21 protein-coding genes and 3 pseudogenes are annotated in these 21,208 nt (G+C 57.8%); 10 read left to right on the top strand and 14 right to left on the bottom strand.

The window, feature by feature from the left end:
* Positions 1–27 precede the first annotated feature (27 nt).
* From CKW07_RS23045 to fdhA, 3 genes are all read left to right on the top strand, one after another.
* Positions 28–660 (top strand): sarcosine oxidase subunit gamma, encoded by a 633-nt coding sequence (locus CKW07_RS23045; RefSeq protein WP_095147199.1) that lies wholly within the window; start codon positions 28–30, stop codon positions 658–660.
* 94 nt (positions 661–754) lie between these two features.
* Complete coding sequence (gene purU / locus CKW07_RS23040; protein ID WP_095147198.1) at positions 755–1,612, top strand: formyltetrahydrofolate deformylase; 858 nt, start codon at positions 755–757, stop codon at positions 1,610–1,612.
* A gap of 107 nt (positions 1,613–1,719) precedes the next feature.
* Positions 1,720–2,919, top strand: coding sequence for a formaldehyde dehydrogenase, glutathione-independent (gene fdhA, locus CKW07_RS23035; RefSeq protein WP_095147197.1), 1,200 nt, complete (start codon positions 1,720–1,722; stop codon positions 2,917–2,919).
* 285 nt (positions 2,920–3,204) lie between these two features.
* Here the strand turns inward: fdhA and CKW07_RS26000 are convergent, their stop codons facing one another.
* The 3 genes from CKW07_RS26000 to CKW07_RS25815 all read right to left on the bottom strand — a co-directional run bounded on the left by CKW07_RS26000 (position 3,205) and on the right by CKW07_RS25815 (position 5,260).
* Complete coding sequence (locus CKW07_RS26000) at positions 3,205–3,705, bottom strand: RHS repeat-associated core domain-containing protein (RefSeq protein WP_371850672.1); 501 nt, start codon at positions 3,703–3,705, stop codon at positions 3,205–3,207.
* Positions 3,660–4,028 carry a hypothetical protein gene (locus tag CKW07_RS23030; protein WP_371850671.1) on the bottom strand — a complete coding sequence of 123 codons (369 nt, stop codon included), beginning with the start codon at positions 4,026–4,028 and terminating at the stop codon, positions 3,660–3,662. The genes CKW07_RS26000 and CKW07_RS23030 overlap by 46 nt, the downstream gene beginning before the upstream one ends.
* 188 nt (positions 4,029–4,216) lie before the next feature.
* Entirely contained in the window at positions 4,217–5,260 is a 1,044-nt protein-coding gene (locus CKW07_RS25815) for an RHS repeat-associated core domain-containing protein (protein WP_256577103.1), read from the bottom strand.
* 156 nt (positions 5,261–5,416) lie between these two features.
* Between CKW07_RS25815 and CKW07_RS23020 the strand changes: the two are divergent.
* Positions 5,417–5,731 (top strand): annotated as a pseudogene (locus CKW07_RS23020) (formaldehyde dehydrogenase, glutathione-independent); the annotation flags it as partial.
* 83 nt (positions 5,732–5,814) lie between these two features.
* Here the strand turns inward: CKW07_RS23020 and CKW07_RS23015 are convergent.
* Positions 5,815–6,291, bottom strand: a complete 477-nt coding sequence (locus tag CKW07_RS23015) for a DUF3757 domain-containing protein (RefSeq protein WP_159950318.1) — start codon at positions 6,289–6,291, stop codon at positions 5,815–5,817.
* A 290-nt stretch (positions 6,292–6,581) separates the two neighbouring features.
* On the opposite strand from CKW07_RS23015, the pseudogene CKW07_RS23010 reads away from it, so the two are divergent.
* Positions 6,582–6,911: pseudogene (locus CKW07_RS23010) on the top strand (formaldehyde dehydrogenase, glutathione-independent); the annotation flags it as partial.
* Between the two features lie 52 nt (positions 6,912–6,963).
* Here CKW07_RS23010 and CKW07_RS23005 read toward each other — a convergent pair.
* From CKW07_RS23005 to CKW07_RS22995, 3 genes and pseudogenes are all read right to left on the bottom strand, one after another.
* Positions 6,964–7,983 (bottom strand): RHS repeat-associated core domain-containing protein, encoded by a 1,020-nt coding sequence (locus tag CKW07_RS23005; protein WP_095147195.1) that lies wholly within the window; start codon positions 7,981–7,983, stop codon positions 6,964–6,966.
* Between the two features lie 176 nt (positions 7,984–8,159).
* Positions 8,160–8,834 carry an anti-sigma factor domain-containing protein gene (locus CKW07_RS23000; RefSeq protein WP_095147194.1) on the bottom strand — a complete coding sequence of 225 codons (675 nt, stop codon included), beginning with the start codon at positions 8,832–8,834 and terminating at the stop codon, positions 8,160–8,162.
* Positions 8,831–9,467 (bottom strand): annotated as a pseudogene (locus tag CKW07_RS22995) (RNA polymerase sigma factor). The gene CKW07_RS23000 and the pseudogene CKW07_RS22995 overlap by 4 nt, the downstream one beginning before the upstream one ends.
* Positions 9,468–9,614: 147 nt before the next feature.
* Between CKW07_RS22995 and CKW07_RS22990 the strand changes: the two are divergent.
* A complete protein-coding gene (locus CKW07_RS22990; RefSeq protein ID WP_095147192.1) occupies positions 9,615–10,163 on the top strand; it encodes a DUF2780 domain-containing protein in 549 nt (182 codons plus the stop codon).
* 1 nt (position 10,164) lies between these two features.
* Here the strand turns inward: CKW07_RS22990 and CKW07_RS22985 are convergent, their stop codons facing one another.
* Positions 10,165–11,052, bottom strand: coding sequence for an acyltransferase (locus tag CKW07_RS22985; RefSeq protein ID WP_095147191.1), 888 nt, complete (start codon positions 11,050–11,052; stop codon positions 10,165–10,167).
* Positions 11,053–11,246: 194 nt separating this feature from the next.
* On the opposite strand from CKW07_RS22985, the gene CKW07_RS22980 reads away from it, so the two are divergent.
* A complete protein-coding gene (locus CKW07_RS22980; protein WP_159950321.1) occupies positions 11,247–11,753 on the top strand; it encodes an ATP-dependent zinc protease in 507 nt (168 codons plus the stop codon).
* Positions 11,754–11,799: 46 nt separating this feature from the next.
* Here the strand turns inward: CKW07_RS22980 and CKW07_RS25995 are convergent, their stop codons facing one another.
* The gene (locus CKW07_RS25995) at positions 11,800–12,873 is read right to left on the bottom strand and encodes an RHS repeat-associated core domain-containing protein (protein WP_095147189.1); all 1,074 of its coding nucleotides are present in this window, start codon (positions 12,871–12,873) and stop codon (positions 11,800–11,802) included.
* 179 nt (positions 12,874–13,052) lie between these two features.
* Here CKW07_RS25995 and creB point away from each other — a divergent pair, with 179 nt between their 5' ends.
* The 3 genes from creB (at position 13,053) to creD (ending at position 16,628) form a co-directional block, all read left to right on the top strand.
* Entirely contained in the window at positions 13,053–13,733 is a 681-nt protein-coding gene (creB, locus tag CKW07_RS22970; protein WP_095147219.1) for a two-component system response regulator CreB, read from the top strand.
* Entirely contained in the window at positions 13,733–15,151 is a 1,419-nt protein-coding gene (gene creC, locus CKW07_RS22965) for a two-component system sensor histidine kinase CreC (RefSeq protein ID WP_095147188.1), read from the top strand. Before creB ends, creC begins: the two co-directional genes overlap by 1 nt.
* Before the next feature lie 115 nt (positions 15,152–15,266).
* Positions 15,267–16,628, top strand: a complete 1,362-nt coding sequence (gene creD / locus CKW07_RS22960; protein WP_095147187.1) for a cell envelope integrity protein CreD — start codon at positions 15,267–15,269, stop codon at positions 16,626–16,628.
* Positions 16,629–16,722: 94 nt separating this feature from the next.
* Here the strand turns inward: creD and CKW07_RS22955 are convergent, their stop codons facing one another.
* The 5 genes from CKW07_RS22955 to CKW07_RS22935 all read right to left on the bottom strand — a co-directional run bounded on the left by CKW07_RS22955 (position 16,723) and on the right by CKW07_RS22935 (position 21,197).
* Complete coding sequence (locus tag CKW07_RS22955) at positions 16,723–17,787, bottom strand: RHS repeat-associated core domain-containing protein (protein WP_095147186.1); 1,065 nt, start codon at positions 17,785–17,787, stop codon at positions 16,723–16,725.
* Between the two features lie 87 nt (positions 17,788–17,874).
* A complete protein-coding gene (locus CKW07_RS22950) occupies positions 17,875–18,954 on the bottom strand; it encodes an RHS repeat-associated core domain-containing protein (RefSeq protein WP_095147185.1) in 1,080 nt (359 codons plus the stop codon).
* A 103-nt stretch (positions 18,955–19,057) separates the two neighbouring features.
* Complete coding sequence (locus CKW07_RS22945; RefSeq protein ID WP_095147184.1) at positions 19,058–19,687, bottom strand: glutathione S-transferase; 630 nt, start codon at positions 19,685–19,687, stop codon at positions 19,058–19,060.
* 203 nt (positions 19,688–19,890) lie between these two features.
* Positions 19,891–20,070, bottom strand: coding sequence for a hypothetical protein (locus CKW07_RS22940; protein WP_095081362.1), 180 nt, complete (start codon positions 20,068–20,070; stop codon positions 19,891–19,893).
* Complete coding sequence (locus CKW07_RS22935; protein WP_095147183.1) at positions 20,067–21,197, bottom strand: PepSY domain-containing protein; 1,131 nt, start codon at positions 21,195–21,197, stop codon at positions 20,067–20,069. Before CKW07_RS22935 ends, CKW07_RS22940 begins: the two co-directional genes overlap by 4 nt.
* Positions 21,198–21,208: the final 11 nt, after the last annotated feature.

The raw sequence follows: 21,208 nt of genomic DNA, 5'->3' as shown, positions 1-21,208 counted from the left end.
GGACACAGAATTCAGGACAGGTGCTTTATGACCGCAGCCAATGTGTACCAACAACGCCCAACCACCGGGGCCAAGGCCGAGTCGTCGCTGCATCATGCCGACCTCGCCAGCCTGGTGGGCAAGGGCCGCAAGAGCGCCGGTGTCACCGTGCGCGAGAAAAAACTGCTGGGCCACCTGACCCTTCGCGGCGATGGCCATGACCCTGCATTCGCAGCCGGTGTGCACAAGGCCCTGGGTCTGGAACTGCCCGTGGCCCTGACCGTGGTCGGCAAAGGTGAAACCAGCCTGCAATGGATGGGACCGGACGAGTGGCTGCTGATCGTGCCGACCGGCGAAGAGTTCGCCGCCGAGCAGAAGCTGCGCGCCGCGCTGGGTGACCTGCACATCGCCATCGTCAATGTCAGCGGCGGTCAGCAGCTCCTCGAGCTGAGCGGCCCGAATGTGCGTGAAGTGCTGATGAAATCCACCAGCTATGACGTGCACCCCAACAACTTCCCGGTGGGCAAGGCGGTGGGCACGGTGTTCGCCAAGTCCCAGCTGATGATTCGCCATACCGCTGAAGACACCTGGGAACTGCTGATCCGTCGCAGCTTCTCCGATTACTGGTGGCTGTGGTTGCAGGATGCGGCAGCGGAATACGGGCTGAGCGTCCAGGCCTGATGATCATTCCCACCTGTGGCGAGGGAGCAAGCTCCCTCGCCACAGTGTGGTATTGCCTTTGCCGTGTTGGTTTCGCAACAGGAGTCACCGCACTATGAGCCGCGCCCCAGACACATGGATTCTGACCGCCGACTGCCCCAGCGTGCTCGGCACGGTAGACGCGGTGACCCGCTTTCTGTTCGAACAGGGTTGCTACGTCACCGAACACCACTCCTTCGACGACCGGCTCTCGGGCCGATTCTTCATTCGCGTGGAATTCCGTCAGCCCGACGGCTTTGACGAACAGTCATTCCGCGCAGGTCTGGCTGAACGAGCTGAAGCCTTCGGCATGATCTTCGAGCTGACACCGCCGCATCATCGACCCAAAGTGGTGATCATGGTTTCCAAGGCCGATCACTGCCTTAACGACTTGCTCTACCGCCAGCGCATCGGCCAGTTGTCGATGGACGTCGTCGCCGTGGTGTCCAACCACCCGGACCTCAAGCCCTTGGCCGACTGGCACCAGATTCCGTACTACCATTTTCCCCTCGACCCCAACGACAAACCGTCCCAGGAGCGTCAGGTGTGGCAGGTGATCGAGGCGTCCGGCGCCGAACTGGTGGTCCTTGCCCGCTACATGCAAGTGTTGTCGCCGGAGCTGTGCCGCAAGCTCGACGGCAAGGCGATCAACATTCATCACTCCCTGCTGCCCGGCTTCAAGGGTGCCAAGCCCTATCACCAGGCCTACAACAAGGGCGTGAAACTGGTGGGCGCCACGGCGCACTACATCAACAACGACCTCGACGAAGGCCCGATCATCGCCCAAGGCGTGGAAGCGGTGGATCACAGCCACTACCCCGAAGACCTGATCGCTAAAGGGCGAGATATCGAAGGCCTGACCCTGGCTCGGGCGGTGGGGTATCACATTGAGCGGCGGGTGTTCTTGAACGCCAATCGCACGGTTGTTCTCTGAAAGCAGCTTCAAGTTGCAAGCTTCAAGTAAAAGCGGTGTGCTGAGGTCAGCTTGTAGCTTGACGCTTGAAGCTTGCCGCTCAATAACAACAACAGCGAGGTGAAAGCATGTCTGGCAATCGTGGTGTGGTGTATCTCGGCGCGGGCAAGGTCGAAGTGCAGAAAATCGACTATCCGAAAATGCAGGATCCGCGCGGCAGGAAGATCGAGCACGGTGTGATCCTGCGCGTGGTCTCTACCAATATCTGTGGTTCCGACCAGCACATGGTGCGCGGTCGCACCACCGCCCAGACCGGTCTGGTGCTGGGTCATGAGATCACCGGCGAGGTGATCGAGAAGGGCAGCGATGTCGAGAACCTGAAAATCGGCGACCTGGTGTCGGTGCCGTTCAACGTCGCCTGTGGGCGCTGCCGCTCCTGCAAGGAGATGCACACCGGTGTCTGCCTGAGCGTTAACCCGGCCCGTCCTGGTGGTGCCTACGGGTATGTCGACATGGGCGACTGGACCGGTGGCCAGGCTGAATACGCCATGGTGCCGTACGCTGACTTCAACCTGCTGAAACTGCCGGATCGCGACCGGGCCATGGAAAAAATCCGTGACCTGACCTGCCTGTCCGACATCCTGCCTACCGGCTACCACGGCGCTGTCACCGCCGGCGTTGGCCCGGGCAGCACCGTATACATCGCCGGCGCCGGCCCGGTCGGCCTGGCGGCTGCCGCTTCCGCGCGCTTGCTGGGCGCTGCGGTGGTGATCATCGGTGACGTCAACCCGATCCGCCTGGCCCATGCCAAGGCCCAGGGTTTCGAAATCGCCGACCTGTCCCTGGACACCCCGCTGCACGAACAGATCGCCGCCTTGCTGGGCGAGCCTGAAGTGGATTGCGCCGTCGACGCCGTTGGCTTCGAAGCCCGTGGCCACGGCCATGCCGGGGTGAAACACGAAGCTCCGGCCACCGTGCTCAACTCGCTGATGGGCGTGGTCCGTGTCGCCGGCAAGATCGGTATCCCGGGCCTGTACGTCACCGAAGATCCGGGTGCAGTGGATGCCGCCGCAAAAATGGGCAGCCTGAGCATCCGCTTTGGTTTGGGCTGGGCTAAATCCCACAGCTTCCACACCGGCCAGACCCCGGTCATGAAGTACAACCGCCAGTTGATGCAGGCGATCATGTGGGACCGGATCAAGATTGCCGACATCGTGGGCGTTGAGGTGATCAGCCTGGATGATGCGCCACGTGGTTATGGCGAGTTTGATGCGGGTGTACCGAAGAAGTTTGTGATTGATCCGCATAAGTTGTTTAGTGCGGCTTAGGGGTATGAGGTGAAAAAGAGGGCGACGTAATGTCGCCTTTTTTAACAGTGTGGATATTGCATTGGGTCTGCGGTAGCTGGTGATTTTCTATTACTGCTGTCGGAATTTAATTGTCCAGTGTGCAGCAAGTTCTTGTTCGTACATAAATCTATTGAAGTTTGAGCTTATGTCTGAATTTTCTATATTTTTGAATGTTAAGGAAGTGTGAATTTCTTTGGGGATTTTAACTTGCTCTATATTGCTGGAGCCCTTGACTATGCCGCGTGCAGAGTATGAGCGCAGCTCTTAAAATTTATTAGTGTAAACGGCAAGGATTGAGCCATTTTCATGTAGGCTGGCGTAACTTTTCGCCCCGTCGAAGGTGTTGGTTATAAAAATATGTTTGCTGTTGTCATGGACTCCTACGCTCAATACATCGGCCGCGTTTTTTTTGCTCGTACCGTGAAAGCCAAGAAAAACATGTTCTTTATCAGCTAGGTTGGAAGGGGGTTTTGTAATCGACGTGATTTTAACAGTATTGGCAGTGCCGCGTTTTTTCATCACCCCAAGCCCGCGCAGAATGCTTTTCAGCCAGATAGGTGTATGTCCGTTAGGATCTCGTCCATTCACCGGATCCCCCACGCAATACGTGTACGCATTTAAACCACCCTCCCCGAATGGGCTCCAACTGTCCGGGCTGTTGAATCGCATCAACACTGGGTTAAACGCCCGATAACCATTGCCCAACAGATAATGCCCGGTCACCGGGTCTGGCCGTTCGCCGTTGAAACCGAGGAGGCAGACCAAGCCATTTCCGGTGAGCGGTGACCATAAGGTGTGTAGACGAACGCATCAGGCTTAATCCCATCGAGCACTTTCATCACTGAGCACTGTTGGTCGGTCGCGAGCAGGTTGGTTTGCACTGTGCCGCTCAAATGCTGTTGCTGGGTCAGCAGTTCGTCGTCGTGTTGCATGATCGAGTGCTGCACCACGCCCTGGATCTCGGTCGTCAGGCGACGTTTCTGGTAGAAGCGTTGGGTGTCGGCCTGTACTGCCGGTTTACTGGAAGCCAGGTGATCCAGCGAGTCGTAATGATATCGGCAAAGAAGAATTTTGCTGTTGATGTGCATGAGGTTCGCTCCCTGACAAGGAAATCGGATTAAGGATTAACTGCGATGCAATCGGCCTACGTTGCTACCAACTGAATTGAAAGGGTCGACGTCTTCAGGTTTACCAGCTCCTGTGGCAAGTAGGCGTAGCCTGAGGTTTGGTGCTTTATCAATGCGTTGGTCATCCATTTCAACATTCTTGAATGAGGTTATTGGAATTTGAAATCTTGTCTAATGGCAGTGATGTGAGTTATGGGGCTTCTAAGTCTTCTGGAGCTGCTAGAGCTGCTAGAGCTACTAGAGCTACTAGAGCTACTAGAGCTGCTAGAACTACCACTTTGGTGAAATTGGCTCCGCCAATTCCAGTAACTACTTGATCGCACTTCGTAATCAGGGAGTACTTTGTATCCAGGGGGTGGATTTGACTTGAAGTGCCTTGTCAGCCCGTCCAGCATTTCATCCTTCACTGCTTGGTCGGTGGTGCTGTAGTAAGTATCTCTATAAAAACGGACGATTTCAGACTCGTCGTGTCTCCAATTTTTCGGAATAGAGGGTAGATCTTCAGGGGTGGAAAGGCGGCGGCTGTTCATGTGCTGATTGTTTTTGTCTGATTTCGCAACAGGAACATTCGTCTTTTCCGCAGGCGATGGTTTTTTCGGAGATGGCTTTTTACTAAATCCCAACCTCTTCTTTATGCCATTTAAAAAGTTAAGTATCCATGGGCGGTGCCCTGTAGGATCACTCCTGTTCACCGGATCTCCCGCGCAATACCCATACGCATTCAACCCCCCCTCTCCAAACGGACTCCAACTGTCCGGGCTGTTGAACCGCATCAACATCGGGTTAAACGCCCGATAACCATTGCCCAACAAATAGTGCCCGGTCACCGGGTCTGGCCGTTCGCCGTTGAAACCGAGCAGGTTGAGCAAGCCGTTTTCCGGTACGCGATGACCATAAGGTGTATAGGCGAGGTGATGGGGGCGTGTGGCGTCGAGGATGGCCAGCACCGAGCGTTGCTGATCAGTGGCGAGCAAGCGTGTTTCCTGCATGCCGTTCTGGCGTTGTTGCTGCGCCAGCAGTTGATCTTCGTGCTGGAGGATCGAGCGCTGTATCGCGCCTTGAATCTCGGTGGCCAGGCGGTCTTTGAGGTAGAAGCGTAGGGAGCTGGCCTGTGCCGTTGGGGTGCAATCGGCCAAGCGGTCCAGAGGGTCGTAGCGGTAGCGGCAGAGTAGGGTCTCGCGGTGGGTTGGCATGGTCGGGGCTCCCTGGAAGGCGCGGCAATTCAGGGTTTACTGTGGCTCAATCGATCGGGGTTGCCTACTAGCAGAGTTGCTAGGGTTGATGGTGGGAGGTGACGCAGAGCGTCACGGGCGGCATTCTCACGCTGGGGCTGGGGCTGGGGAATGATCAAGATCGGTATTCTGAGCCTGTACGTTACCAAAGACCCGGGCGCCGTCGACGCCGCCGCGAAAATGGGTAGCCTGAGCATCCGCTTTGGTCTCGGTTGGGCAAAATCCCACAGCTTCCACACCGGCCAGACCCCAGTCATGAAGTACAACCGCCAGTTGATGCAGGCGATCATGTGGGATCGGATCAAGATTGCCGACATTGTGGGTGTTGAGGTGATCAGTCTGGATGATGCGCCACGTGGCTATGGCGAGTTTGATGCGGGTGTGCCGAAGAAGTTCGTGATTGATCCGCATAAGTTGTTTAGTGCGGCCTGACGCCTGGAACTGGCGGGGGAAAGGGCGACTTCAGTCGCCCTTTTTTAGTGTTGGAACTGTCAATTATCTGCGGTTGCTTTTCCCTATGGCTTGACCAGTGAGCTGTAGTTGAATGCACATTCTTTCTGGGAAAGTGATTCGCAGGTTTCGATGGTCTTGGCTTTTTTGTGGGCACCGTCCTTTACGTTATTTGACTGGGACTTCCACTTTGTCCCCGGCACGGACGCCCAGTCTTTAAAGGAGTACAACGTCAGCCGCGCAAACGCGAACCAGTCATCGCCCTCATAATCACAGGAGACCACGTCTGTATTACCTTCAGAGCTGACATCCCGGTACAGCGCTCCGGTGAACTTGAACGTTTCAAGATGCTCCTCTTCCGCATAGGGGTTTTCGCCCACCCAGAGACGGCCATTCGGCCCGATTGCACTGTAGCTCCACCCTTCAGCTTCTTTCTGCTGTTTGATGCTGGACTTTTGCGGGCACATTGCGATATCCGCGAAGGCGTTGCCCGCAAGGGCTGAAAGTATCACCGTAATTGCCGCGAGTTTTTTCATTATCATGTTGTACTCCATTACATTGGTAGGAGTCTTCAGTTTGGGGTGCCAAAAACTTTTCCGCTACGATCAGAACTGATAGTTGTCAATGCTGTTTTAGTGTGAACTGAAAACGACGGGCAGAAGAACAAGCGTGAAAACTCTGGGAGGGGTGACGGGATTCCAGGTTTTAATAATATCAAAAGGCTTTTAATCGGATGGCCGAAGTGTCCCGTCTTATCATCTTGACTGACTGAGCCCCCACGCAGTATCCATAAGCATTCAAGCCACCAAGCGAAGTGATAGCATGTATCGCTTCGAGGATGGCCGGCAAGATCGGTATTCCGGGCCTGTACGTCACCGAAGATCCGGGTGCAGTGGATGCCGCCGCAAAAATGGGCAGCCTGAGCATCCGCTTTGGTTTGGTCTGGGCAAAATCCCACAGCATCCACACCGGCCAGACCCCGGTCATGAAGTACAACCGCCAATTGATGCAGGCGATCATGTGGGACCGGGTCAAGATTGCCGACATCGTGGGCGTTGAGGTGATCAGCCTGGATGATGCGCCACGGGGGTATGGTGAGTTTGATGCGGGTGCGCCGAAGAAGTTTGTGGTTGATCCGCATAATTTGTTTAATATGGCGTAAATCTGCTTTAAATGTAGAGAGGGTAACGGTGTGTCGCCCTTTCATTAGCAGATTAATTTATGAATCGGTTCTTATTGTGATCTGTTTTTTTTTGGTTGGCTTCGGCTTTTTTGATTAATGCGATTAGCTTGTTTTCATAGTGTTGTTCTAGTTCTGTTAGACGGCGCAGCTCTTTTTGAATCTGTGGGGCGTCTTTTTCTGTTAAGGTTCTAGACGGGATCGGGATGCCGTATTCTTCAGAATTTATTTTTGTGATTCTTTCCAGGTAACTATCTGGCTGGTTTTTTAAGTTTAGAATGTTATGCCTTGTATTTTGAAGTTTGGCTTCGTTTCTAGCTATTTTATTTTTAATGCTAGCTATCGTGCCTTCTGACTTGATCAGGTAGGAAACATCGGTTTTGGTGCTGGTGGAATTTGCTAGGCTGGTGGAGGCTATGGGGGTGTTTAAGCTTTCCCGTGATGAACTCAGGCTTTGTGTCGAGTTACTGAGTAATCTCTCCCTGCGGGTAACCGGCCTCCCCAGAATTTTACTGAAGATTGACCGTAAGGGCATATGTCCGGTTTCATCCCTTTGATTCACCGGATCTCCCAAGCAATAAACATACGTATTCAACCCACCTCTCCCAAACGGACTCCAACTGTCCGGACTGTTGAATCGCATCAACACCGGGTTAAACGCCCGATAACCATTGCCCAACAAATAGTGCCCGGTCACCGGGTCTGGCCGTTCGCCGTTGAAGCCGAGCAGGCCGTTCTCTGGAATGCGATGACCATAAGGTGTATAGGCGAGGTGATGGGGGCGTGTGGCGTCGAGGATGGCCAGCACCGAGCGTTGCTGATCAGTGGCGAGCAAGTGGGTTTCCTGCATGCCGTTCTGGCGTTGTTGCTGCGCCAGCAGTTGGTCTTCGTGCTGGAGGATCGAGCGCTGTATCGCGCCTTGAATCTCGGTGGCCAGGCGGTCTTTGAGGTAGAAGCGTTGGGTGCTGGTCTGTGCCGCTGGGGTGCAATCGGCCAGGCGGTCCAGTGAGTCATAGCGGTAGCGGCAGAGCAGGGTTTTGTGCTGGGTTGGCATGGGCGGGGCTCCCTGGAAGGCGCGGCGATTCAGGGTTTTACTGTGGCCCAAGCGAGCGGGGTTGTGTACTAGCAGAACTGCTAGGGTCGGCGGTGGGAGGTGACGCAGAGCGTCACGGGCGGCATTTCCACGTGGAGCATGGGAGCGATCAAATGATCAGTCTGAGCATGCTCGATCTACAACGCTGCCAACGCCCCTTGATACAACACCGGCCCCGTCGGTTGCCCGGTGGGTGAGCCGCCCTCCGGTTCCAGGCTGACCGCCAGTGCAATCGGTTCGCCTAGCAGTGCCTGCTGTTCACCGTTCAGTCCAATCCGACCTTGGCCGCCCACCGGGATCATGCCCATTGAGAGGGGTTTACCGTCGGCCGGAATCGCCCACAGTTCCAGGCTGCGACCGGGGGCGACGGCGGGCAGGGTCAGGGGGTCGACTTGCAGATAATTGTCCTGGGCCTTGATGTGCAGGGCCGGTTGGGCGCTGGCGTCGAGCAAGGTGGCGCTGTAGCGGGCGTTGTCGCGGTGGTAAAACAGCCCCAGGGTCAGCGCCACCAACAGCAAGCAGATCGCCGCCGTGATGCGCAACCCATTCCAGGACGGACGTCTGGCCGGTACGTGCAGGTGTTGTGGTTCGATGCGCGCGTTGATGGCGGCCCATACCCGGTCTGGCACCGGGACGGCCACCAGGGGTTCATTGAGCCGGGCCAGGCTTTCTTGCCATTTGGCCACCTCGTTGCGCAGTTCGGTGTCGTCCAGCAGCCGCTGTTCGAAACGCCGGCGCGCGGGTACCGACATCAGGCCAATGGCGTAGTCGGCGGCCAGCGCTCGGCGCAGGCGGCGGTTATGAATGTTCATGACTCCAGGCACCTGCGCAGGCGTTCCATGCCACGGCGAACCGAGGATTTGACCGAACCCGGGGACGCGGACAGGTGCTCGGCCAGTTCCCGGCAGTTCAACCCCTGAAAGTAGGCCGCGCTGATCGACTGGCGCTGTTTGTCATCCAGGGTCTCCAGGCTGCGGTTCAGCGCATGGGTTTCGCGGTCGCTACTGAAAGATTCCTGGGTTGAAGGCGCATTGTCGGCCAGTGCCTGTTCCTCTTGAGCGGTCAGGCGCCGGTCGCGGTGTTTGCGTAGCTGGTCGATGGCCTGGTGGCGGGTGATGTTGATCATCCAGGTCATCGGCGCCGACACCTGCGCCTGATAACGCGAGGCGTTGTTCCAGATGCGCACGAAGCTTTCCTGCAGTACGTCTTCGGCCATCGCCGGGTTGCCCATGAAGCGCAGGGCCACGCCATGCAGGCGTGGTGCGGTGCTGCGATACAGGGTCTCGAATGCACGGCGGTCACCGAGTGAGCATTGCGCGAGGAGCTGGCTGAGGGAATCGGCGTCGGCGGTGGAAATGGTCATTCTCCAGGCGAAAGCGGTGCGCGGGCGGGTTATGGGCGTGGTGCTCACAGGCTAGCCCAGCCTGGGCGGTCGTGCCATTCATCGGCTGCTGGTGCGGGTGTCACGGTCCTTATGCATCTCAGTGCTGAAAATGGATGGGTGAACGCGGAACATTCCCGGGCCGGTTTCAGTCAAAATGGCGGTTCGTCGCCCATGAAGGGCACCTTTGAGAGTTCAGGAGTTGGTTTCGATGAAGATTTCACGCGGTTTTGCTTTGGCTTCGCTCATGACTCTGGCGGCCAACCCGGTCTTCGCCGGTTTCAGCCTGAACGATGTAGCGGGTGCAGTATCGGGCATGCAAGGTGGCGACAAGGCCGCAGCCACGGCCCCAACCTCGCAGGCCGTCGGTTTGCTGAGCGCCTTGAGCGCGCTGAACGTGACGCCGGAACAAGCGATTGGCGGCACCAGTGCGATGTTGGGCCTGGCGAAGAACCAGCTCAGTTCCACTGACTATTCGGAGCTGGCCAAGAGCGTGCCGGGGATCGAAAAACTGGCGGGTGGCGGTGAGCTGGGCGCCCTGGCGGGCTTGCTGGGTTCGTCCGGTAAAACGGCCGGCCTGGAAAATGCCCTGGGCACGGTCAAGGACACCAATGACCTGAATACAGCCTTCAGCGCACTGGGCATGGACGGTGGCATGGTTGGCCAGTTTGCCCCGATCCTGCTGCAGTTCCTGGGCCAACAGGGTGTGGCCGGTACGCTGCTGCAGAGCCTGGGCGGTATCTGGGGCGCCGGTAGCTGATTCAGCGACGCTCGGCGCGCAAGGCGTCGATGCGTGCGTCTTTCTCGGTCCAGAGCTGGTTGAACCAGTTCTGGACGTCTTCCCGGAACACCGAATCGTTTTCGTAGTCGCCCTGCCACAGTGCCGGGTCCAGCTCGCGGGTCTTGATGTCGATGATCACCCGTGGCACCGCGCCGCTGATCAAATCCCAGAACCCCGGAATCTTCGCCTGTGGATACACCACGGTCACGTCGAGGATGGCGTCCAACTGTTCGCCCATGGCGGCCAATACAAACGCCACGCCACCGGCCTTGGGCTTGAGCAGGTGCTTGAAGGGGGATTGCTGGGCGCCGCGTTTGGCTTGGGTGAAGCGCGTGCCCTCCAGGTAGTTGACCACGGTCACGGGTTGGCGCTTGAACAGTTCGCAGGCCGCTTTGGTGATTTCCAGGTCCTTGCCTTTCAGCTCCGGGTGTCTGGCCAGGAAGGCTTTGCTGTAGCGCTTCATGAACGGGTAATCCAGTGCCCACCAGGCCAGGCCCAGGAACGGCACCCAGATCAGTTCCTTTTTCAGGAAGAACTTGAAGAATGGCGTGCGCCGGTTGAGGGTCTGGATCAGTGCCGGGATATCGACCCAGGACTGGTGGTTGCTGACCACCAGGTAGGAGGTGTCGACCCGCAGGCCTTCGCCCCCGCGAATGTCCCATTGGGTGGGGATGCACAGGGCAAAAATAAGCTTGTCGATTTCGGCCCAGGTCTCGGCGATCCACATCACCGCCGCGCTGGCATAGTCGCGATAACGCCCGGGCAGGAGCAGTTTGAGCAGGGCAAACACCAGCAATGGCCCGATCAGAACCAGGGTGTTGAGTAACAGCAACAGGGTGACGAAACAGCCGGTGAGCAGGCGGCGCATAAATGACTCTTGGCAATCCGTGGGCGCGCCATGATAAGCAGCTTCGACGCGCAGGCCAAATGTGGGGGCCGACGAATGTTTCACCTTTGCCCCTCTAACCTACTCGCAATGATCGTTCCCACGCGGGAGCGCGGGAACGATCATCGCCAATGCGGTCTAAAATCCCGTTGTCCTACTCCCAGGGAATCCCTTACGTGAAATCCGTCCTCGCACTGTTATCCCTCCTGGCCCTGCCAGTCATGGCCGCCGAACCGACCCTGTACGGCCGTTACGAGTACATCGCGCTGCCGGAAATCGGCGGTGAAGTGCTCAAGGCCAAGATGGACACCGGCGCGTTGACCGCCTCGCTGTCGGCCAGGGATATCGAAACCTTTACCCGCGATGGCGAGGAGTGGGTACGTTTCCGCCTGGCGACCAAGGATGCGAGCAACAAGGTCTACGAACACAAAGTCGCGCGAATCAGCAAGATCAAGACCCGCTCGGAAGAGAGCGACGATGAAGACGAAGAGGTCGCACCCACCAAGCGGCCAGTGGTCGATCTGGAGCTGTGCCTGGGCAACGTCAAGCGCACGGTCGAGGTCAACCTGACTGATCGCAGCAGCTTTAACTATCCGTTGCTGATTGGGGCGAAGGCGTTGCGTGAATTTGGCGCAGCGGTGAATCCGGCTCGGCGCTTTACGGCGGATAAGCCGGACTGTTGAAACAGCAGAGTGCCTATCAATAGTATGGCTCTGTTCTTCGGAATGCCTAATGTGACAAGCTGCCGTGGGGATCACGGATTCGGCTCAATTCGTCTCTGCGGATTGCAATGCTAAGTCTTGCCAGTGAGTAGTTTGGATCGTCGGGGCTTATGTGCGGAACGGCTTCGTCATAAGTCGGGAGTCCGGCATTTTCCCCCGTTGTGGAAGTAGATGGTAGTGCCCGGCCATTCATTGTTTCAGAGGAATTGTTCCTCCCGCTATACATTCCACTGGTAGGTGTATGAGGCCTTGGTGGAGGGTTGGCAACCGACCTTCCATATGATTCAGATGAGGGGCCTCCTCGACCATATATCGTTTGTCCAGGCGCGAAGTTACCTGGAGTTGAGCCTATAGCTGGCGGTGGTGGAGGTAAATCCACTACGAGTTCGATGCGCGTCCATTCAGGCATCTGCCTGGTTGGGACATTCGCGACGGTCGTTAAAGGCGCTGCTCGATTTGTGTTAGCCAATGGGGTAATCAATGGACTAGGAGGGACTACAGCTATCGTAGTAGGTCGTCGTAAACTACGTAAAGTTGGCAGAATCGTGAAGTGTCCGTTTGGATCTGTTAGATTAACCGGATCCCCTACGCAATACGCATACGCATTCACCCCCCCCTTGCCAAACGGACTCCAACTGTCCGGACTGTTAAACCGCATCAACACCGGGTTGAACTGTCGATACCCATTCCCCAAATGATAATGCCCGGTCAGCGGGTCCGGCCGTTCGCCGTTGAACCCGAGCAGGCTGAGCAAACCATTTTCCGCTGGGCGATGGCCGTAGGGGGTGTAGGTAAGGTGATGAACTTGAGCCGCGTCGAGGGCGCTCAATACCGAGCGTTGTTGATCCGTCGCCAGTAGGGCCGTATTGGCCTTGCCGCTCTGGTAGCTCTGTTGCGCGAGCAATTGATCGTCGTGCTGGAAAATGCGGGTGTGCAGTGAACCCTGGATTTCAGTGGCCAATCGACTCTTGAAGTAAAAGCGCTGGAAGGTGGCCTGGTTCAATAGTGAGCAACCGACTTGGCGATCTAGCGGGTCGTAGTGATAGCGGGACAATTCGGTTAAGCGCGAGGAAGCAGGCATCAACTTTGCTCCATGCAGGATCCCAAAAAATGAACCTTGAGCATCGGCGCTTTTTCAGCCGTTGCCTACTATCAGAACTGCTAGGTACTACAGTCCCGCCGCTGATTCACCGCTGTCGGATTGACGACGACTGCGCCTTGGGGCACCGTTCGTCCATTCAATTGCCGGGCCTGGATGCCATGCCTCATATCCTGATTGTCGAAGACGAAGCGGCGATTGCCGATACCCTGGTGTATGCGTTGCAAGGCGAGGGGTTCACCACCACGTGGTTGAGCCTGGGGGCGGCCGCGCTTGAGCATCAACGGATGACACCGGCCGATCTGATCATTCTCGACATCGGCTTGCCGGACATCAGCGGCTTTGAAACTTGCAAGCAACTGCGACGTTTCAGTGAAGTGCCAGTGATGTTCCTCAGTGCCCGCGACGGTGAGATCGACCGGGTGGTGGGCCTGGAGATCGGCGCGGACGATTACGTGGTCAAGCCGTTCAGCCCGCGTGAGGTAGCGGCGCGGGTCCGGGCGATTCTCAAGCGCATGGCGCCGCGTCCGGGGATCGAGTCCACCAGCGCGTTGTTTCAGGTCGACGGCGAGCGGGTGGTGATCAGCTATCGCGGTCAGCCGTTGAGCCTGACCCGGCATGAGTTTCGACTGTTACAGTGCCTGCTGGAACAACCCGAACGGGTGTTCAGCCGCGAGCAATTGCTCGATGCGCTCGGGGTGGCCGCCGATGCCGGGTACGAGCGCAGCATCGACAGCCACATCAAAAGCGTGCGCGCCAAGTTGCGCCTGGTGGCGGCCAACGCCGAGCCGATCCAGACCCACCGAGGCCTCGGTTACAGCTACAGCCCAGGGCACAGCTGATGCCATTGGGGATCCGGATCTTCCTGGTCTATGTGCTGTTCATCGGCCTGACCGGCTACTTCGTGCTCAGCACCGTGATGGAAGAGATCCGCCCCGGCGTGCGCCAGTCCACCGAAGAAACCCTGGTGGACACCGCCAACCTGATGGCCGAGATCCTGCGCGACGACTTCAAGGCCGGCACCCTCAATCAGAACCGCTGGCCCGAGTTGCTCAAGGCCTATGGCGAGCGGCAACCCGCGGCAAGTATCTGGGGCTTGCCGAAGAACCAGGTCAACCACCGTATCTACGTCACCGACGCCAAGGGCATCGTGGTGCTGGACTCCAGCGGCACGGCGCTGGGCCAGGACTATTCACGCTGGAACGATGTCTACCTGACCCTGCGCGGTCAATACGGTGCACGCTCGACCCGCAGCATTGCCGACGACCCCGGTTCATCGGTGATGCACGTCGGCGCGCCGATTCGCGACAACGGGCAGATCATCGGCGTGGTCACCGTGGCCAAGCCCAACAGTTCCTTGCAGTCCTACGTCGACCGTACCGAGCGCCGCTTGCTGTGGTACGGCGCCGGGTTGATCGGTTTGGGCCTGCTGTTCGGCGCGGCGCTGTCGTGGTGGCTGAGCAGGGCTTTGCGGCGTCTGACCGGCTACGCCCAGGCCGTCAGTGAAGGCCAGCGGGCCCAATTGCCTCACTATCGGGGAGGCGAACTGGAGCAGTTGGCCGTGGCCGTGGAGCACATGCGCACGCAACTGGAGGGCAAGGCCTACGTCGAGCGTTATGTGCATACCCTGACCCACGAATTGAAAAGCCCGCTGGCGGCGATTCGCGGTGCCGCCGAGTTGCTGCAGGGTGAGATGCCGGCGGCGCAGCAACAGCGTTTTGTCAGCAACATCGACAGCGAAAGCGCGCGGATGCAGCAGTTGATCGAGCGCTTGTTGAACCTGGCTCAGGTTGAACAGCGCCAGGGACTGGAGGAGCGGGTGGCGGTGCCATTGGCGGCGTTGGTGGATGAACTGCTCAGCGGCCAGCAGGCGCGGATCGAGCGCAAGCAACTGCGGGTCGACCTGCGGATTTCAGCGGATTTGAATGTGATGGGCGAGCCGTTTTTACTGCGTCAGGCGCTAGGCAACTTGCTGGAAAACGCCTTGGATTTCAGTCCGGTCGAGGGTGTGTTGCGCTTCAGTGCCGAGCGGCAGGGCGATCAGCTTGTGTTCAAGGTGTTCAACCAGGCCGAGCCGATTCCCGAATACGCCTTGCCGCGATTGAGTGAGCGTTTCTACTCACTACCCCGCCCGGACAGTGGACGTAAAAGCACCGGGCTGGGGCTTAACTTTGTCGAAGAGGTGGTGAAGTTGCATGGCGGGGCAATGCACGTCGGCAATGTGCCGGGCGGCGTGGAAGTCACACTGCAGCTTCCCTGACCCCCTGCGTGTGGCTTATTGAAGTGAGTGATCTCCACACAGTCTCCACATTGCCTCCATAAAACCCCCACAGCGCCCCCTCAGACTTTCCCTCATTCGAACAGGGAGAGACCCCATGAACCGCAGCCTGGCCTTGAAACTCGGGGCGATTGCCCTATTGATTCTGTTGTTGCTGATTCCGTTATTGATGATCAGCGGCATGATTTACGACCGCCAGCAACTGCGCGACGGCGTCCTCGAAGACATCGCCCGCAGCTCCAGCTACAGCCAGCAGTTGAGCGGGCCGCTGATGGTGGTGCCGTACCGCAAGGTGGTGCGTACCTGGAAACGCAACGAAAAAACCAACGCGCGTTATCAGGAAACCAGCCTGGAGCGCGGGCGCCTGTATTTCCTGCCGGAGCGTTTCGAACTTGAGGGGCAGGTGCAGACCGAACTGCGTGCCCGTGGCATCTACGAGGCGCGGTTGTTCCATGCGGATAACCGCATCAGCGGGCACTTTTCGATTCCGGAGCGCCTGGGGATCGAGGAAGACTTTGCCGACTACACGTTTGATTCGCCCTATCTGGCCGTGGGCATCAGTGATATCCGCGGCATCGAAAACGCCTTGCAACTGGAACTCGATGGCCAGCGCCTGGACTTCGTACCGGGCACCCAAGAGGAATGGCTGGGGGAGGGGGTGCATGTCACGCTGGCGCCACTGGACGTTCGCAAAGCCAATGAACTGACCTTCGCGTTCGACCTGCGCTTGCAGGGCACCGGCCAGTTGCAGATCACCCCGGTGGGCAGGACCAGCAACGTGACGGTGTCCGCCAACTGGCCCCACCCCAGCTTTATCGGCAACTACCTGCCGGCCCAACGAGCGATCAGCGCTGAAGGCTTCAAGGCCAACTGGCAGACCTCGTTCTTCTCCACCAACCTGGAAGAAGCGCTGAGCACCTGCGTTGTCCGTGACAGTTGCGAAGAGTTCAAAAGCCGCAGCTTCGGCGTGAGCTTCATCGACCCGGTGGACCAGTACCTCAAGAGCGAGCGGGCGATCAAATACGCCCTGCTGTTCATCGTGCTGACCTTCGCCGGGTTCTTCCTCTTCGAAGTGCTGAAAAGCCTGGCCGTGCACCCGGTGCAATACGCCTTGGTCGGCGTGGCGCTGGCGTTCTTCTACCTGCTGCTGTTGTCGCTGTCCGAGCACATCGGTTTTGCCCTGGCGTATCTGTTGTCGGCCAGTGCTTGTGTGTTGCTGATCGGCTTTTATGTTTGCCACGTATTGCGCAGTGCGGTGCATGGCTTGAGTTTTTCGGCGGGGTTGGCGGCGTTGTATGGGCTGCTTTACGGATTGTTGAGTGCCGAGGATTACGCGTTGTTGATGGGCTCGTTACTGCTGTTTGGGTTGTTGGGGGTGTTTATGGTGCTGACGCGTAGGCTGGATTGGTATGGGATGGGGCAGGGGAAGATGGGCAAGGTGGAGGTGGGAGGTGAGTAGGTCGTTAGGGTTGCGGGAGGATCGGGAGGCAGGGAGAGAGCTGGCGATCAAGATCGCCAGCCTGTTCATCTTGAGTCATATTGAGTGTGGAGATTTAGTTGTTAGTGGATGGGCTCCATGTAAGTTGCCGTATAACGGCGCTTTGGCTGGTCAGTGTTGGATTGGAGTGGATGTTGTTGAGTATTTTTAGATCGTCTTTGTGGCGGCTGAAATACATTGCTTGTGAGTGTAGGTTTAATACTGCTTGCCCTCTGGCGCTCGAAGTATTTGTCACCGTGGGATATTGTATGGTGCCAGTGAAATAATCAATTGCGCGTTGTTTTTCTGGGGAGTCTGGTATTTTTCCGAGTAGCAAGGTTCTTTCGTTAATTAGTTTGGTGTTGGCGGTTTCGATTACGTGGGCGTGGAGGTTGATGTCTTTGATGCTCATGTTGTCCAGTTTTATATTTGATGATCTTTCACCAAGTTGATAGCCTAAGACCTGGCCTTTATAAGTCATTCCTCGTTTCATGTTTGCGATATCGGAAGCGGTATTTATTATTTCTTGGCTGATTGCTGGTGTTGTCATGACTCTTGCTGGCGAATTTCTTGATCTAAACAAACTTAAAATCCCATGGAGTGAGTGCCCGGTGGGATCTACTTGATTCCTTGGGTCTCCTTCGCAATAGGCGTAAGCATTCAACCCGCCTTTCCCAAACGGACTCCAACTGTCCGGGCTGTTAAACCGCATCAACACCGGATTGAACTGCCGATAGCCATTGCCCAAATGATAATGCCCGGTCACCGGGTCTGGTCGTTCGCCGTTGAAACCGAGCAGGCTGAGCAGGCCGCTTTCTGCCGGGCGATGGCCGTAGGGGGTATAGGCGAGGGGATGGGGGCGGGTCGTGTCGAGTGCGCTCAATATCGAGCGCTGCTGATCGGTCGCCAGCAGGGTGGTATCGACCTTGTCGTTTTGGTGCCGATGTTGCGCCAACAATTGATCATCGTGCTGGAACAGATGGGTCCCGACTGCGCCCTGTATTTCAGTGGCCAAGCGGCTTTTGCAGTAAAAGCGCTGGAGGGTGGCCGGCTGCAATAGCGTGAGGGTGCAACCGGCCTGGCGGTCCAGTGGGTCGTAGTGATAGTGGCACAGTACGGTTTTGTATGGGGAAGTGGGCATCGACTGAGCTCTCTGCAGTTTGAAATATAGGTGCGCAGCGTGGATAGACCATCGCCAGTTCGAATGTCACTGAGTGCTCTAAGCCGGCTAATCAAATCCCGGTTCACCCTTACGGATTTCTCGGTTACTTATAGGTGGTTCTCCAAAGTACTGAGGGAATCTGCGATTTTTTTCTTGTTTTATTATGCTCAGCATCCGATCTCCTTCGGCACCTTCTTTTGCCCATGCACTTATTGCGTTCTCTTGCTGGAGTAGTTCAGCGTAAGTTGAGTGTTCTGCTGAGTTGGTAAATGCAGAAGGTGCTGGATGATTAGTTGAGTTATTTGGAGTGCCGTGTGCCCGGGTGGATAATGAAGTGGAGTGGGCAGGAGTTCCCTTTAGTTTATTGAGTTTTCGAACCAGGTTAGGAGTGTTAGCTTCACTGTTTGCGGGGCTCATGCTTGTTAATGTTTGTGAGCTAGCGATGTTCGGGTTGGGCGGAAGCTGTGCTGGAGTGTCCGATGAACGGCGCGTAGCGCCTGCTGTTTTTGTGAAAACGGAGGTCGAGCTTTTGGTGTTGCTTGGTGTTCTCAGGCCAAGGCGATTTCCAATACCCTTCCCAAAGCTTCTAATGACTTTAAAAAGTTTAAAGTGTCCCGTTGGATCGCTCCCAAGCACCGGCTCCCCTTCACAGTACGCATAGGCATTCAACCCACCCTGGCCAAACGGACTCCAACTGTCCGGGCTGTTAAACCGCATCAACACCGGGTTGAACTGACGGTAGCCATTACCCAAGTGATAGCACCCGGTGATCGGGTCTGGCCGTTCGCCGTTGAAACCGAGCAGGCTGAGCAGGCCGTTTTCTGCCGGGCGATGGCCGTAGGGGGTATAGGCGAGGGGATGGGGGCGGGTTGTGTCGAGCGCACTCAATACCGAGCGCTGCTGATCGGTCGCCAGGAGTGTGGTATCGACCTTGTCGTTTTGGTGCCGATGTTGCGCCAACAGCTGATCATCGTGCTGGAAAAGACGGGTCCGGACTGTGCCGTGGATTTCAGTGGCCAAGCGGCTTTTGCAGTAAAAGCGCTGGAGGGTGGCCGGCTGCAATAGCGTGAGGGTGCAACCGGCCTGGCGGTCCAGCGGGTCGTAGTGGTAGCGACACAACTCGGTTAGGCGAGATGAGGATGGCATCGACTGAGCTCCGTGCAGGGTCCAAAAAGCCGGACCTTCAGCATCGGAGTTTTTTCAGAAGTTGCCTACTAGCAGAACTGCTAGGTACTGGACCTTGCCGGCTTCACACCTTCGGCACAGTCGCCAGCATCGACGGCCGTTGGCTGACCTGCGCATACCAGGCGCTGAGTTGCGGATGGGCGTCACGCCAGTTCAAATCGGGGTGACGCAGGTCCAGGTAACTCAGGGCGCAGGCTACGCTGATGGCGGCGATGTCGAAGTGGCTGGTCAGTTCGGCGATGGCGTCGGCTTCCAGCACCGCGAGGGCGCGGCGGATTTTGTCGCGTTGGGCGTCGAGCCACTGGTCCCAGTGTTTTTCCGGGGCGCGTAAGGCCAGTTCGTAACGGATCGTCACCGAGGCGTCCATGATGCCGTCGGCCAGTGCGGCCAGGGTCAGGCGCCGCCAGCGGGCGCTGCCTTCACGAGGGATCAGCGGGTTGCCGACGTGTTGCTGGTCAAGGTAGTCGAGGATCACCCGGCTGTCGTACAGCACATTGCCGTCGGCCAGGCGCAGTGCCGGGATCTTGCCCAGCGGGTTGTCCTGGTTCAACGCGGCGTCGGGGCTGACCGGGCTGAGCTGGCTGTGTTGCAGGGCCACGCGGTCCAGTTGACCGGTTTCGTGCAACAGCACCATCACTTTGCGCACGTAGGGTGAGGCAGGGTTGTGGAACAGGGTCATGCTGGGGGCGGACATGGGCATTCCTCGGCGATCATCGGGGAGCAAGGGCTTAGCCTAGTGAGTTCCGGCGTGGCTGGCGAGCGAGGGTGCTCGCGCTTGGGAAGCGAAGCGATTTTCAGGCATTCAGATAAAGCTCGGCGACCTGATTTGGGGCTGCACGCAGCCCAGCGCGAGCAAGCTCGCTCGCCACACCGATGTCCATTGACACACCGCGCCTTTCACCGGCGTTGCAACAACCCCCGCAGTCCCAAAACGGCCGGCACGCCCAAGCCGATCCAGCTCAAGCCGTCCCAGATGTCGTCCCCCAGCAGCGCTGAGAACAACCCCGCCGCGCTGAGCAGGGCGATGACGGTTGGCGTGGCGAAGACTTTCCAGAAGTTCGACTGCCTCGGTCTCATGCCGCGACCTCCGCTTCAACGGCCACCGGTTTTGCCGCTTTGCGCCGCACCAGCCACAGGTACAGGCCACTGATGAGGACAATGATGGTCAGTACGTCCAGCACGGCCCAGAGGATTTTCATCGGCATGCCGCCGTAGTCACCGAAATGCAGGGGTGAAGACATGCCCATGGCGTCCATGTACCACGGTCGTTCACCGATAGCAGTGACTTGCAGGGTGCTGGCGTCGATCAATACCGGGGTCAGCAGGTGCGAGGTCAGGTGGGTGCTGCCTTTCAGGAACACCGCATAGTGATGCTCGCTGGAGAAACGCGTGCCGGGGAAGGCGATGAAGTCGGGTTGCATGTCTGGTGCCGCTGCTTTGGCAATGTCGATCAGGCGGCTGGCGGGTGCCAGTTGGGTCAGCGGTGGGGCGCCGCGATAGGGTTCGATCATTGCGCCAAGGCTGTCGTTGCGCCAGGCGGCGATGATCAGGTCGGCGCAGGCGCTGATGACGCCGGTGACGCCCACCACTAGCGCCCAGGTCAGGGTCACGACGCCAATCAGGTTGTGCAGGTCGAGCCAACGCAAGCGGGTGGATTTGTTGTGGCGCACGGTGCCGAACTCCAGGCGGCGCATGAACGGCAGGTACAGCACGGTGCCAGAGACAATCGCCATCACGAACAGAATGCCCATGAACGCCAGCAGCAACTTGCCCGGCAGCCCGGCGAACATGTCCACATGCAGGCGCAGCATGACCATCATCAGCCCGCCGTTGGCCGACGGCATTTCCACGGCTTCGCCGGTGCGGGCGTCGAGCATGAAGGTGTGGGACGAATTGGGTTCAGTGCCAGCGGTCCTGGCCATGATGGCGACCACACCGTTGGGGTCTTCCTCATCCCAGCCAAAGTACTGCATGACCTCCCCGGGACGGTGGGCCTCGGCGGCACGTACCAGCTGCTGCAGGTCCAGGTGCGGGGTGTCGACCGGCATCTGCTTGAGTTCGGGGGCATCGCCCAGCAGGTGATCGATCTCGTGATGAAAGATCAGCGGCAGGCCGGTCAGGGCCAGCATCAGCAGGAATGCGGTACAGATCAGGCTGGTCCAGGTGTGGATAAAGGACCAGCGGCGGATGGTTTTGCTTTTCATCGGTCATCCAA

The organism is Pseudomonas sp. Irchel s3b6 (genome assembly GCF_900187415.1).
Lineage (GTDB): Bacteria > Pseudomonadota > Gammaproteobacteria > Pseudomonadales > Pseudomonadaceae > Aquipseudomonas.
Note: the sequence above shows the minus strand (reverse complement) of the source record. Positions and strands in the feature narration are given on the sequence as shown.

What these genes read in the sequence shown, in the direction of transcription:
- CKW07_RS22955 (WP_095147186.1), bottom strand. Translation starts at nt 17,787, where the DNA reads ATGCCCACTTCCCCATACAAAACCGTACTGTGCCACTATCACTACGAC.
- creB (WP_095147219.1), top strand. Translation starts at nt 13,053, where the DNA reads ATGCCTCATATCCTGATTGTCGAAGACGAAGCGGCGATTGCCGATACC.
- CKW07_RS22990 (WP_095147192.1), top strand. Translation starts at nt 9,615, where the DNA reads ATGAAGATTTCACGCGGTTTTGCTTTGGCTTCGCTCATGACTCTGGCG.
- CKW07_RS22935 (WP_095147183.1), bottom strand. Translation starts at nt 21,197, where the DNA reads ATGAAAAGCAAAACCATCCGCCGCTGGTCCTTTATCCACACCTGGACC.
- CKW07_RS23030 (WP_371850671.1), bottom strand. Translation starts at nt 4,028, where the DNA reads ATGCACATCAACAGCAAAATTCTTCTTTGCCGATATCATTACGACTCG.
- CKW07_RS23005 (WP_095147195.1), bottom strand. Translation starts at nt 7,983, where the DNA reads ATGCCAACCCAGCACAAAACCCTGCTCTGCCGCTACCGCTATGACTCA.
- CKW07_RS22940 (WP_095081362.1), bottom strand. Translation starts at nt 20,070, where the DNA reads ATGAGACCGAGGCAGTCGAACTTCTGGAAAGTCTTCGCCACGCCAACC.
- purU (WP_095147198.1), top strand. Translation starts at nt 755, where the DNA reads ATGAGCCGCGCCCCAGACACATGGATTCTGACCGCCGACTGCCCCAGC.
- CKW07_RS25995 (WP_095147189.1), bottom strand. Translation starts at nt 12,873, where the DNA reads ATGCCTGCTTCCTCGCGCTTAACCGAATTGTCCCGCTATCACTACGAC.
- CKW07_RS25815 (WP_256577103.1), bottom strand. Translation starts at nt 5,260, where the DNA reads ATGCCAACCCACCGCGAGACCCTACTCTGCCGCTACCGCTACGACCCT.
- creC (WP_095147188.1), top strand. Translation starts at nt 13,733, where the DNA reads ATGCCATTGGGGATCCGGATCTTCCTGGTCTATGTGCTGTTCATCGGC.
- CKW07_RS23045 (WP_095147199.1), top strand. Translation starts at nt 28, where the DNA reads ATGACCGCAGCCAATGTGTACCAACAACGCCCAACCACCGGGGCCAAG.
- CKW07_RS23015 (WP_159950318.1), bottom strand. Translation starts at nt 6,291, where the DNA reads ATGATAATGAAAAAACTCGCGGCAATTACGGTGATACTTTCAGCCCTT.
- CKW07_RS22950 (WP_095147185.1), bottom strand. Translation starts at nt 18,954, where the DNA reads ATGCCATCCTCATCTCGCCTAACCGAGTTGTGTCGCTACCACTACGAC.
- creD (WP_095147187.1), top strand. Translation starts at nt 15,267, where the DNA reads ATGAACCGCAGCCTGGCCTTGAAACTCGGGGCGATTGCCCTATTGATT.
- CKW07_RS22985 (WP_095147191.1), bottom strand. Translation starts at nt 11,052, where the DNA reads ATGCGCCGCCTGCTCACCGGCTGTTTCGTCACCCTGTTGCTGTTACTC.
- fdhA (WP_095147197.1), top strand. Translation starts at nt 1,720, where the DNA reads ATGTCTGGCAATCGTGGTGTGGTGTATCTCGGCGCGGGCAAGGTCGAA.
- CKW07_RS22945 (WP_095147184.1), bottom strand. Translation starts at nt 19,687, where the DNA reads ATGTCCGCCCCCAGCATGACCCTGTTCCACAACCCTGCCTCACCCTAC.
- CKW07_RS23000 (WP_095147194.1), bottom strand. Translation starts at nt 8,834, where the DNA reads ATGAACATTCATAACCGCCGCCTGCGCCGAGCGCTGGCCGCCGACTAC.